General features: G+C 38.8%; 6 protein-coding genes. 4 read left to right on the forward strand and 2 right to left on the reverse strand.

Translation table 11 applies throughout. The features are described 5' to 3' along the window. Nucleotides 1–325: 325 nt before the first annotated feature. The 3 genes from gltB (at nucleotide 326) to DHW03_RS03355 (ending at nucleotide 7,844) form a co-directional block, all read left to right on the forward strand. Nucleotides 326–4,825, forward strand: a complete 4,500-nt coding sequence (gltB, locus tag DHW03_RS03345) for a glutamate synthase large subunit (protein WP_109924310.1) — start codon at nucleotides 326–328, stop codon at nucleotides 4,823–4,825. A gap of 3 nt (nucleotides 4,826–4,828) precedes the next feature. Continuing rightward, on the forward strand, nucleotides 4,829–6,295 hold the full coding sequence (locus DHW03_RS03350) for a glutamate synthase subunit beta (RefSeq protein WP_109924311.1): 1,467 nt from the start codon (nucleotides 4,829–4,831) through the stop codon (nucleotides 6,293–6,295). Between the two features lie 454 nt (nucleotides 6,296–6,749). After that, entirely contained in the window at nucleotides 6,750–7,844 is a 1,095-nt protein-coding gene (locus DHW03_RS03355) for a metallophosphoesterase (RefSeq protein WP_109924312.1), read from the forward strand. Here DHW03_RS03355 and DHW03_RS03360 read toward each other — a convergent pair. Beyond that, entirely contained in the window at nucleotides 7,837–9,033 is a 1,197-nt protein-coding gene (locus tag DHW03_RS03360) for a sensor histidine kinase (protein ID WP_109924313.1), read from the reverse strand. The two genes, DHW03_RS03355 and DHW03_RS03360, sit on opposite strands and share 8 nt — an antisense overlap. A 180-nt stretch (nucleotides 9,034–9,213) precedes the next feature. Here DHW03_RS03360 and DHW03_RS03365 point away from each other — a divergent pair, with 180 nt between their 5' ends. Then, nucleotides 9,214–10,686, forward strand: coding sequence for a glycoside hydrolase family 130 protein (locus tag DHW03_RS03365; RefSeq protein WP_109924314.1), 1,473 nt, complete (start codon nucleotides 9,214–9,216; stop codon nucleotides 10,684–10,686). A gap of 376 nt (nucleotides 10,687–11,062) precedes the next feature. On the opposite strand, the gene DHW03_RS03370 is transcribed toward DHW03_RS03365, so the two are convergent. Continuing rightward, nucleotides 11,063–13,333 carry a glycosyltransferase family 4 protein gene (locus tag DHW03_RS03370; RefSeq protein ID WP_109924315.1) on the reverse strand — a complete coding sequence of 757 codons (2,271 nt, stop codon included), beginning with the start codon at nucleotides 13,331–13,333 and terminating at the stop codon, nucleotides 11,063–11,065. Nucleotides 13,334–13,404 lie beyond the last annotated feature (71 nt).

Here is a 13,404-nt window from a genome sequence, read left to right on the forward strand (position 1 = left end):
AAAATCTCCATCAATTTTTGAGATGGAAAGAATGATGAAGCTATCCTGTTTTATTAAGATTATTTATCAATAAATAATAAATTTAAGGGTAAATAAATTTCATCATTCTTTTTTGGCAATAGTTGCCTAAAAACTAGGTTTATAGAGAATTTTCGTAATTATAATATTCGAAATTTTTACAGCAGTTATTTATCAATTCAGCAAATTATAATGCTATGATTATGTAAAAACTAAAATTATCCTAAAAGTCATATAAACTCTATAATTTGCGCCTCATTTTTTTTATCTTAGTGTTTCCTATACACTAACAACTAACGAGCAAAGAATGAAACCAACCAGTGGATTGTATGATGCGCAATTTGAACACGATGCCTGCGGTATTGGGTTCGTTGCGCATGTGAAAGGGCGAAAATCTCACCAAATTATCTCCGATGCGCTTACCATTTTAGAAAACCTAGATCACAGGGGAGCTTGTGGCGCAGAACCAAATACGGGCGATGGCGCTGGTATTATGTTGCAAATTCCCCATGAATTCTTTTACGACGAATGCCTTAAAGCTGGCTTCAGCCTTCCCGAAACCAACAATTACGGTGTGGGCATGCTTTTTATGCCGAAAGACATTCGCTCAAGAGAAGAATGTAGAGAATTAATTTATCGTGCGGCTGAAAAACTGGGCCTTGAAATTTTAGGCTTCAGAAAGGTTGATGTAGATACCACCGATATCGGTAACATGGCATTATCAGTAGAGCCAGAAATTGAGCAAGTTTTTATTGCTCGTCCTTATGCCGTAGCACCTGGGGCAGACTTTGAGCGCAAACTTTACATTTTTAAAAACTATTTAATCAAGTTAATCGCCAATACCGTTAACGGCGGCAAAGATTTTTATATCGTTTCGCTATCCGCGCAAACCATTATTTATAAAGGTCAGCTAACCTCTTTGCAGGTACGTACTTATTTTACCGATTTGAGCGATAAGCGAATGGTTTCTGCACTAGGCTTAGTGCATTCGCGTTTTGCAACCAATACTTTTCCATCTTGGCGCCTAGCACAACCCTTCCGTTTTATAGCGCACAATGGCGAAATAAATACCCTACAGGGAAATTTAAACTGGTTTAGGGCCGGAGTGAAATCTTTCGCATCTGCCTATTTTACACCAGAAGAATTGGATATGCTACTTCCAGTGATTGATGAGACCAATTCTGATTCAGGCTGTTTGGATAACGTAATTGAGTTATTGCTCCATGCAGGAAGAACCCTTCCGCACGTATTAATGATGTTGGTACCTGAGGCTTGGGATGGAAATGAAGATATGGATCCAGTTAAAAGGGCCTTCTATGAATTTCATGCCACATTAATGGAGCCTTGGGACGGACCTGCAGCAATTGCATTTACCGACGGGAAACTGATTGGAGCAACTTTAGATCGTAACGGACTACGCCCATCTCGTTATGCCATCACTTCTGATGATCGTGTAATTATGGCGTCTGAAGCAGGTGCACTAGCAATCGATCAGAGCACTATTATTGAAAAAGGTAGATTAACTCCAGGCAAAATGTTTGTGGTTGATATGGAGCAGGGTAGAATCATCAGCGATAACGAAATCAAACAGCAGGTTTGTAGCCAAAGTCCTTATGCAGATTGGATCAATCAATACCAAATCCGTTTGGAAGAATTGCCAGAACCACGCGTAATGTTTACCGGCTTATCAGAAGAGTCTATTTTTAAATATCAACAAGTTTTCGGTTACAGCAGAGAAGATATAGATTTACTGCTAAAACCAATGGCCATTGAGGCTAAAGAACCAATTGGTTCGATGGGTACGGATACACCGCTTGCGATTCTTTCGAAGCGTCCACAGCATTTATCCAGCTATTTCAAACAGCTATTCGCCCAAGTAACCAACCCACCAATCGATCCGATTCGGGAAAAGGTGGTTATGAGTTTGGCAAGCTTTATGGGTAGCAATGGTAACTTGTTAGAGGAAAATCCTTTACAATCGCATTGCGTAGCCATTAAACATCCAATTTTAACCAATCAAGAACTAGAAAAATTAAGAAGTATTGATACGGGCGTTTTCCAGGCCAAAACTTTACAAACCTATTTTAGAGCCGATGGCAAGCCAGGCGCTATGGCAAAAGCCTTAGATCGTTTGTGTCGCTATGCCGTTGATGCCGTGGAAGATGGTTTCCAAGTGATTGTATTAACAGATCGGGCAATCGATTCTGAACATGCCGCAATGCCTTCATTATTAGCTGTTTCGGCTGTGCATCATCATTTAATCCGCAAAGGTTATCGTGGTGCTGTAGGAATCGTTGTTGAAGCGGGCGACATTTGGGAGGTGCATCACTTTGCTACCCTATTAGGTTTCGGGGTTACCGCAATCAATCCATATCTAGCCTTGGAAACAATAAATGGCTTCCAAGCAGAATCTGGTTTATCGGCAGAGCAATTAACCAAAAACTACATCTACGCCGTTAACAGTGGTCTGCTAAAAATCTTCTCAAAAATGGGAATCTCGACCCTACAGTCTTATCAAGGGGCGCAAATTTTTGAGATTTTAGGTTTAAACAAACAAGTTGTTAATCAGTATTTCACAGGCGCGGTATCTCGAATTGGTGGATTGGGCTTGGATGAAATTGCTAAAGAAACTTTAATTAAGCATCACCGCAGTTTTGGTCCAGCCGCTCAAATAGATAACTTATTGCCAGCAGGCGGTACATATAAATTCCGTCGTAAAGGCGAGGCACATTTATTTAATCCTCAAACCATCCACTTGTTGCAAAATGCGACTCGTAAAAACGACTACAGCATTTTTAAACAATACTCGAAGTTGGTGAATGAGCAAACGCAACAGGCTTATACCATCCGTGGATTATTTGAATTCGACTACAGTCGCCCTTCAGTACCTTTAAATGAAGTAGAATCTACAGAAGCAATTCTGAAAAGATTTGCCACAGGTGCCATGTCGTTTGGTTCGATCTCGCATGAAGCACATTCTACTTTAGCCATTGCCATGAACCGCATTGGCGGAAAGAGCAATACAGGAGAAGGTGGCGAAGATGAAATGCGTTATACCAAATTGCCAAATGGCGATAGCATGCGCTCGGCGATTAAACAAGTAGCTTCAGCCCGTTTTGGGGTAACGAGTTATTATTTGACTAATGCCGATGAGCTCCAAATTAAAATGGCTCAAGGCGCAAAACCTGGAGAAGGTGGGCAATTGCCAGGACATAAAGTAGATGAGTGGATTGCGAAAGTACGTCACTCTACACCAGGAGTAGGTTTAATTTCTCCACCACCGCACCACGATATTTATTCAATTGAAGATTTAGCCCAATTGATCTATGATTTGAAAAACGCAAATCGTGCGGCAAGAATCAATGTAAAATTGGTTTCTAAAGCTGGGGTTGGAACCATTGCCGCAGGGGTAGCAAAAGCACATGCTGATGTAATCTTGGTTTCAGGCTTCGATGGAGGAACAGGTGCATCGCCACTAACTTCCATTCAACACGCTGGTCTTCCATGGGAGCTTGGTTTAGCAGAAGCCCACCAAACGCTAGTTAAAAATAAGTTGCGTAATCGTATTGTATTACAAACAGATGGCCAGTTAAAAACCGGAAGGGATATTGCCATAGCGGCTTTATTGGGTGCTGAAGAATGGGGCGTTGCAACAGCCGCCTTAGTAACTGCTGGGTGTATTATGATGCGAAAATGCCATTTAAATACCTGCCCAGTTGGTGTTGCTACACAAGATCCTGAATTAAGGAAATTGTTCAGTGGTGATGCAGACCACGTGGTAAATCTATTCCATTTCTTAGCCGAAGAATTGCGCGAAATTATGGCTGAATTGGGTTTCAGAACAATTAATGAAATGATTGGCCAAGCCGATATTTTAAAAGTACGCGAATTACCTGCCGAAGACTGGAAATTAAAACACTTGGATTTATCTGCAATTCTTTACAAAGCAGAAGACAATGGACTTCCATTATTCAATACTGAAGGTCAGGATCATGGATTAGATCATGTTTTAGATCATAAATTAATTGCAGCAGCAAAAGATGCAATAGATCACAACGAACCTGTTTTTGCAAGCTTCGAAGTTAAAAATACAGATCGATCGATAGGAACAATGCTTTCTAATGAGATTTCCAAAGTTCACTTAGGCGCTGGTTTACCGCCAGATACCATTAATTTTAAATTTGTGGGTTCTGCAGGACAAAGTTTTGGAGCCTTTAACACACGTGGGGTAACCTTATCATTAGAAGGCGAAGCCAACGATTATGTTGGGAAAGGTTTGTCAGGAGCCCGCTTAGCCATTTATCCATTCTCCAACTCAACCTTTATACCAGAGCAAAATATTATCATCGGTAACGTAGCCCTTTATGGCGCAACATCAGGTGAATTATTCGCCCGTGGTAAAGCTGGAGAACGCTTTGCGGTTCGTAACTCTGGAGCTACAGCAGTAGTTGAAGGGGTAGGTGATCATGGTTGTGAGTACATGACTGGTGGAGAAGTGCTTATCCTAGGCGATACAGGTAGCAATTTTGCTGCTGGAATGAGTGGAGGTGTAGCATGGATTTATGATCCAAACAGAACTTTCGCCCGCAAGTGCAATAAGGAAATGGTTGATCTTGATCCATTACAGGCTGAAGATGAAGAACGAATTTTAGCTTTACTTAAAACGCATATCCGTTTAACAGACAGTAAAGTAGCAGAATTTATCTTAAGCGATTGGAAAACTCAATCCAGCCATTTTGTAAAAGTATTCCCGAAAGAATACAAAGCTGTTTTAGCCAAACGTAACCAACAAGTAAAAACGCACTAAGCCATGGGAAAAGTAACAGGATTTCAAGAATACGATAGAGTTGCACCCACAAGAGAAGAGGCTGCAACAAGAATAAAACATTACGGGGAATTTTTACATGAATTGCCTTCAGACGAATTAAACAGGCAAGCCGCTCGTTGTATGGATTGCGGTGTTCCATTTTGCCAATCGGGTTGCCCTTTGGGTAACGTGATTCCAGAGTTTAACGATGCCGTTTATCAAGGAAAATGGGAGCAAGCAGCGAACATTTTATTAAGTACAAATAACTTTCCAGAATTTACCGGTAGAATTTGTCCTGCACCATGCGAATCTGCATGTGTATTGGGCATCAATCGTCCGCCCGTATCTATTGAGGAAATTGAAAAGCACATCATCGAAATAGCTTTTGAAAAGGGATACGTGAAGGCAAAAGCGCCGTTAATTAGAACTGGTAAAAAAGTGGCCGTAATTGGTTCAGGACCTGCGGGTTTAGCGGCGGCTGCTCAGTTAAATAAAGCCGGACATGAAGTTACCGTTTTCGAACGTGATGATGCTCCGGGTGGATTATTGAGGTATGGAATTCCAGATTTCAAACTTCAAAAGAATGTGATTGATCGCCGTATCGATTTGATGAAAGAGGAGGGAATTGTATTTAAGTGCAATGCCAATGTGGGTGAAAATGTGGAGATCAGCACTTTATTGAGAGATTTTAACGCACTGGTTTTGGCCGGAGGTTCTACCATTCCACGCGATTTACCAATTGACGGTCGCTCAGTAAAAGGCGTTCACTTCGCAATGGATTTTTTAAAGCAACAAAATAAACGTGTTGCCAATAGACCTGTCGAAGTTGAGGAAATTAAGGCTACAGGTAAAAACGTGATTGTGATTGGCGGTGGCGATACAGGTTCTGATTGTATTGGCACATCTAATCGTCATGGGGCAAAGTCGGTTACGCAATTCGAAATCATGCCAATGCCGCCTCAAGCCAGAAATGTGAACATGCCTTGGCCAACTTACCCGATGCTGTTAAAACACACCTCTTCGCACGAAGAAGGCGCGCAACGGGCTTGGTCGGTAAACACAAAACAGTTCATCGCGGATGAAAATGGCAATTTGAAGGCCTTAAAGGTGGTTGATGTAGAGTGGGAAATTGATGCAAACGGAAGACCTCTTAAATTTACTGAAGTTGCTGGCACAGAAAGAGATTTGCCTTGCGAACTGGTTCTTTTGGCGATGGGTTTCTTACATCCCCAAAAAGAAGGCTTGATTGAAAAATTAGGTGTAGAATTGGATAACAGAGGAAATGTAAACGCCTCTGAGCATACCTACCAAACCAATATTGCCAAAATCTTTGCTGCTGGAGATGTTCGTCGTGGCCAATCATTAGTAGTTTGGGCAATTTCTGAAGGTAGAGAAGCCGCCAGAAAAGTAGATGAATACCTAATGGGCTCAACCAAGTTGGCTTCAAGAGATGCAGTAGCTTACGCTTAATACCATAAAGGTTAAATATTCAATTAGGTCGTGGCTAACGCTGCGACCTTTTTTTATAAAAGATATTTGTCATCTCGACCGGAGCGCAGCTTCTGTAACCGTCATCTCGACTGGAGCGCAGCGGAATGGAGAGATCTTTGAAGTTAGATGAAATGCTAACCCTGCTTTCCTAAAATGATAATAAAGTTGAGTTTGGAATCACAAAAAAGTCTTTTAATCCAAAAAGACCTGAAATAAATTCAGGATGCATCGGCAATTAATGATTTGTTGTAACGGTAAATCTGCACTTCTTGATCTTTTACATACTAACAAAATTAGTAAATCAATTTGAAATGGGTGTATTCAATAACGCCGTATTCCGTTAAATACAGCAGTAGAATAAAACTTTTAAAACGATTACCGCCTATTTTTGTTATTTTGGAATTGTTGCGAAATTTAAACGTAAAATCCCTTAATGCGAAAATTATTACAGCGTTGGTTAAGTAGCTGGGTTATTCGGATGACGAACAAATACGGCTCCAGACCAAATAAAAAACGAATTCACGACGCATTAAGTAGTTTGTTCAAAACCATAAGCACAAAGCCTGGTAAACGGGGCCTAATCTTCAACGTAACTGCACAAGATAAATTTATCATACTTTCTGATCAGCATAAAGGTGCTAGAGATTTTGCAGATGATTTTGCCCTAGCCGAAAAAAACTATTTGGCTGCCCTAAAGTATTATAATTCGGCAGATTTTAATTACATCAATTTAGGTGATAGTGAAGAGCTTTGGGAAAATCTAGTTGAAACGGTTATCAAACACAATAAAGATACCTTCGATTGTGAAAAAGCATTTATAATCAGGAATGCCTTTACCAAGGTTTTTGGAAATCATGATTTGTATTGGGATAACGATCCTTTATCCAGCTTTAACCTAAACCGAATTTATGGGCAAAAAATACCAATCTATGAAGGCGTAATTTTAAAAACTGTCATTAATCAGCAAACGCTAAACATATTTCTAACTCATGGTCATCAAGGAGATTTGCAAAGCGATGGCAATTGGTTTAGCAAGTGGTTTGTAAGCACAATTTGGGCACCCTTTCAGTCATACTTACAAATCAATCCCAATACGCCTGCTTACGACGATCAATTGAAAACTGAACACAACACATTGATGTACAGCTGGATGGAAAATCAAAAAAACATTGCATTAATCACTGGTCATACCCACCAGCCTGTTTTTGCCTCCTTAACCCATTTGGAACGTATTTATCTTAAAATCAATCAAGCAAAAGAGGAAAACGATCGCAAGCAACTTAGTATATTGAATGCAGAATTACGAAAACGAATTAAGGAAGAAGACAAGGCGCCCACATTCGGAAAATACAAACCGGGCTACTTTAATAGCGGCTGCTGCTGTTTTAGTGATGGCGACATTACCGGAATTGAAATTGAAGCTGGCCTGATCCGATTGATTAAATGGTCTTTTCAAAGAAGAAGCGATCCTGAAAGAATTGTGCTCGAAGAAATGAGTTTAGCAGAATTGATTGAGCCTGTTATTTAATTGGCAATTCTACGAAAAAGGTACTGCCCAAATTCTGTCCTTCGCTTTCTGCCCAAACTTTCCCCTTATGCATGTCAACCAGCATCTTAACAGTTAATAAACCCAAGCCATTGGAGTCTTCAAAGGTAGTAGGGTTGGAGCTTAGTTTGGCAAACTTTACAAACAAACGCTCCAAGTCCGCTTCAGTTAATCCTCTGCCATAATCTTTAATGGCAATAACCACCAAGTTATCGGCTGAAGTAATTGAAACCTGAATCTCTTGATTCGTTTCAGAAAACTTGATGGCATTTTCGATAAGATGATAAAAGATTTGATCTAACTTACTTTCATCGCCATAAACTTCCGCTATCTCTTCAACGGAAAACTTTATATTTTGATTTTTAGTTTGGTTCAATCGGCTCAGCTGAGCAAGCACCCGCTCTAAAACCAATTTTAAATCGACCTTAACCTTTTGCATTTTAAAGGTTTCTTTTTCTTTTCGTGCCGCACTTAAGATAAAATTCAAATTCTCGATCATCAATTTCGATTGCTGATTAATTTTACCGGCAATTAAGGCAACCTTTTCGCCAGCACCAGGAATTCTTCCGGCCAATTCCGATTGAAGCGAAATGGTCGTCATTGGATTTTTCAAATCATGTACCAACATGTGCAGTCGGTCATCTTGCGCCCTAAACGACTTCCTGATTGCCAAACGGGTTTCTAACTTATCCAAAACCATTTTAGATAGCAAATTGAGCATATTGATTTGGTCTTCAGTAACTTGCTTAGTTTTGCTATCGGTTACACCAACACTGCCAATTACATAGCCATCGGCTGTAACGATTGGAGATGTGACACAAAAACCAATATCAGGAAGTACAAACTGTTCATTCTGGTCAAATCCAGAAAGCGCGCGAGTATCTTCTAAAACAACAGGTCGAGATTCTAAACTTGCTATTGGGAAAAGGTAGTCCTCTTTTTTAATGGATGATGATTCTTGATTTGCCGTGTCAGCTTTTAAAAATATGCGGTCTGCATCAACAAACGCAACATAGGCATTTTCGGCATTGAAAATTCCTTTTGCCAACTGTGCGATGTGGTTAAAGCCATTTTCTGCGGGGGTATCTAGTATTTCATAGTCCAGAAGTTTTTGTAACCTTGCTTCTTCTTTAATCGGGTCAATGTTTATAGATGTATTGATGTAGGGCATTCAGATTTTTTTGTCTTTAAATTTAATTTAAAGGTAAATATTTTAATCAATTTGGGTTAAATCAAAATATTCGCTTTTAAAAGGTTAAAACTGAATTTTTATAAACAATTATTAACTAAATTTCGTTTCTAAATTAATCGTTTAGGAAAAAATTATCCATTCAACATAATAGCGTAAATAATGAGATTATATATAGAGCGTAAACCCGTTAAAGTTAACCCCGATACGAAGCGTGTAATTGCCAGATTCTTTTTTAATGGTGATGAAAGAGCCCTCGAAGTAATTAAGAAAGTTTTGCAGTTTCCAGATGAAAAAGTATTCTCATTAATTTCACCAATTTTACAGGAGTACTCCAAAAGGCATAGAAACATCACCAAAATATTAACCCGCCATTGCAAGAAATTAAAAAAGCAATTTGCAGTTTTAGGCGTCGATTTTGAGGATATTGATTTATATACAAAGCTGCTCATTGGCGCTTACTTCACTCACGAATATTCAATAGAATCCGCTGCATTTTTCAATCCGAGTATTGTTGATGATCCGGATCAAACCGATTTAGTAGAGGGCGAAAAAAGAGTGATTATTAGTTTTAGGGCGGTTGGCGAAGGTCATATTTCTTCAATTGTTTTTAGAAGAGCCTTAATTGATTCGAAAAACAACATTCAAGTTTTACCTGTAGGCAATTATGTTGATGAGGCGGAGGTGGTAAAAAATGCCATCTACGTCAAAAAACTGTTCTTCAAAAAGGCTGCATATGCACAAATCGACTCCTCAGTTTTAGAAGAAGTAGAATCAAAACTAGACGAAAAATTTGAGTACACCAGCTTAAGTAACATCATCAGAGATTCTAAAACGCTACATAAAGAGAACCCTGCTCGTGTCGTGGAATATGATAAAGTGCTTTGGCTTTCAGATACTTATCACACCATTAGCTTTTCAAAAGATACTGATATTTCCGATCGAGTAATTTTCCCAATCTCTGAATTTGAACGAAAAGGAATTGAAGATGCCCGGTTCGTTAAATTTATTAAAGAAGACGGCAAAGTATTGTATTATGCAACCTACACTGCCTTTGATGGTTCGCTGATTATTCCGAAGTTGGTACAAACAGAAGATTTCTATGAGTTTAAAGTAATTCCTTTATATGGCGATGGCGCGCAAAATAAAAATTTAGCTCTTTTCCCTCGAAAAATAAATGGTAAATATGTAATGATGAGCCGGATTGATGGATGGAATAATTACCTGATGTTTTCGGATAAAGTGAATGTTTGGGAAAATCCAATTTTGCTTAAACAACCACGATACGATTGGGAATTGGTTCAGATTGGAAACTGCGGTTCGCCAATTGAAACCGAAAAGGGCTGGATTGTAATTACGCACGGTGTGGGACCAATGAGAAGATACTGTATTGGTGTCAGCCTCTTGGATTTAGATGATCCTAGTAAGGAAATTGGACACTTAAAAGAACCGCTTATCATCCCGAATAACGATGAACGCGAAGGTTACGTACCGAACGTAGTTTATTCTTGTGGATCCATCATCAGCAATGGAGAACTCATTATCCCTTATGGCTTGTCAGATTACAGCTCATCGTTCGCAACCGTAAATTTGGAATTGCTTTTAAATCGCTTGCTTGAAAACAAGCCAGACTAAACTTAACAGACCTGTCTTGATTCGAATTTCAAGAATATTTCCAAAAGGGTGATTTAGTGAATGCTAAATCACCCTTTTTATTTACCGTGCTGATTTTGGTAGGATGAAGATTGAGACGGACAGGATTTCCTAAAATGATTTTTGCCTTATGTTCTACTTAAAACTTAGAATGTAGATTTGGGTTGTTCCAAAGCTCAAGACCCCTTAAAAGCTGGATTTGTGGTGTCAAATTATGATTATAAGGGTTAAATGGTGCTTAAGGATATCCCATCTCTACTTTTATGCCAACTTAATCCAAATCATTAGAAAATAAAGGTCCATAAAAAAAGCATGACTCATTAAATGAATCATGCTTTATATTTCGAGACAATATTTACTATGTGCACTTTTCTGCTTCCTCAAGTAGGGAAGATAGTGTTTCGTATTCTATTTCTGCTACCTTAAGCACCGCCAAATGGGAGATAAAATAGGCTAAAGTACTTTCTGCACCTTGGTTTCTGTTTACACTATTGAATTGTAAGCCATCTGCACAGCCATGCGTTTCGAAATCATACAATGGTATGTGCAAGCTATTTTTTCCCAGAAACCACTCGTAACTCATCTGCATTTGATTCAAGTATTGATCGTTTTTGGTAATTTCAAACACTTTAGAGTAAAGCAGCACCATGGCCATCGTTTCAATTGCCTGTTGATCGTAAATTGGATTCTTACCGTGTTTTTTCATCCAACCTGCATTTCCAACAGGATTCAAATAACCATTTTCAAAAGAGAAAGTATTTAAAAACTGAACGCTTTCCATGGCAATTTTATAAGATTCCTGATTTCCAGTAGCCTCATAATGATGCAATAACGCAAGTGGCAAAATGGCATTGTCGTACGTTAATATATCTTCAAACCAGTGCCAGTCACCATCCTTATTTTGTTTGTAAGAATCGGTGAGTGATTTTGCCAGTTGATTGATTTCTTTTACCAAGAGTTCATCACCTGGGTGAACTGACAAGTAATAAGCCAATCCAATGATGGTGTTGGCCATACCACGTAAGTATTTTAAATCTTTAAAATGTGGAATGGAATGGGATAATATCTCTCGTCCGAATTCTCGGTAAGAATTATTCGGCGCACTCGCAATTAAATAGCCTAAAGACCAAATTGTTCGTCCGAAAGAATCCTCAGAACCCACCTCATCTAAGTAGTTCCTGTTGAAACTCAAAAAGTTCCTAAAGTTGCCATTATCGGTTTGCATGTATTGAATAAAACTCAAATAAATTGGCATTAACTTTACCGCCTTTGGGTTCTTATCTTGTTCGTAAGCCATTAAGGCCATAATGAGTGCCCGTGCATTATCATCAATACAATAGCCTTCCTTCAAATTTGGAATCCCAAATCTAGCATGTTGGATAATTCCCGTATCATCAGTTAATAATGCAATATGATTTAAATTCAACGCTGGCATGCTGTCCACATCTATAATTGGTGGTACAGCTCGTTTTGGTTTTTCACCTTTTGCCAATGCTTCACCTAAAACATCTAAATAAACATTGCCAATGGCTGGCCATCTTAATTTTAAGCCATAGCGATATGCATTTTGTTTGAGTTCAGCATGTTTATCTTTATTACTCAATAGCGTATTTACAATGGTAGCCAATTGTTCGTCGTTTTTGAAATCAAAAAGCTTACCTCTGTTATCAGCAAGTAATTCTTGTGCATGCCAATAGGGGGTAGAAACTACTGCTGCACCTGCTCCAACAGCGTAAGATAATGTTCCGCTGGTAATTTGAGCTTCATTTAAATAAGGTGTAATGTATAAATAGCAGGCTGTAAGGTATTGGTGCAACTCCTCCTCAGACACGAACTTGTTTACAAAAGCAATATTGTTTTCCACGCCAAGATCTTTAGCTAATGTTTTTAAGCTATCGCGATATTCTTCGCCATTATGCTTAACCACTCCTGGATGCGTATTGCCTAAAATCACATACAAAACATCTGGATGTTGAGCTACAATGGATGGGAGTGCCTTAATAACTGTTTCTAAACCCTTGTTTCTGCTGATTAATCCAAAAGTAAATAGGACTTTTCTATTTTTAAACAATTCGCTTTGCGAAACTTCGTTTTCAATAATTGGCTCCAAATCAGGTACTCCATGTTCAATCAGCTTAATCTGGTTGGAAGGAATTTGATAAATACTATTCAAAAATAGCACTGCTTTTTTGCTCATCACCACAATTTTAGAAGATTTCAAAGCAATCTCTTTAATAATGGTTTGTTGCATAAAATTTGGTTCCTTTAAAACCGTATGCAAAATGGTAACGAAAGGTTTTTTCAATCGGTTAATTAACGATAGCAGAAACACGCCGCTATTGCCGCCGTAAATACCAAACTCATGCTCGATGATACAGGTATCAACATCACTATTATTAATAAAGTCAGCTGCTTCTATGTAATCGTTTTGGTTCTGCTGGCGAATAACGAACTTAACTTCGTTAGGATAATGGTGTTCGTCTAATTGATCGGATTCGTTTAAAGCTACAATGAAACTTTTACTCGCGTCGTAAGAAGGATTTAAGCTTAAAGCGTTAACTAAATTTTGATTAAACGTAGCTAACCCGCATTCGCGTGGTGGGTAGGTTGAAATATAGGCGATTTTCATATGTATTTCGGAAGATTAGATACTTAAATAACATACAATTACCTAAATAGTTTGGGATTTCCTCAATTTAC

Source organism: Pedobacter yonginensis, from assembly GCF_003173595.1.
GTDB classification, from domain to species: Bacteria; Bacteroidota; Bacteroidia; order Sphingobacteriales; family Sphingobacteriaceae; genus Pedobacter; species Pedobacter yonginense.

What these genes read in the sequence shown, in the direction of transcription:
- gltB (WP_109924310.1), top strand. Translation starts at nt 326, where the DNA reads ATGAAACCAACCAGTGGATTGTATGATGCGCAATTTGAACACGATGCC.
- DHW03_RS03350 (WP_109924311.1), top strand. Translation starts at nt 4,829, where the DNA reads ATGGGAAAAGTAACAGGATTTCAAGAATACGATAGAGTTGCACCCACA.
- DHW03_RS03355 (WP_109924312.1), top strand. Translation starts at nt 6,750, where the DNA reads ATGCGAAAATTATTACAGCGTTGGTTAAGTAGCTGGGTTATTCGGATG.
- DHW03_RS03360 (WP_109924313.1), bottom strand. Translation starts at nt 9,033, where the DNA reads ATGCCCTACATCAATACATCTATAAACATTGACCCGATTAAAGAAGAA.
- DHW03_RS03365 (WP_109924314.1), top strand. Translation starts at nt 9,214, where the DNA reads ATGAGATTATATATAGAGCGTAAACCCGTTAAAGTTAACCCCGATACG.
- DHW03_RS03370 (WP_109924315.1), bottom strand. Translation starts at nt 13,333, where the DNA reads ATGAAAATCGCCTATATTTCAACCTACCCACCACGCGAATGCGGGTTA.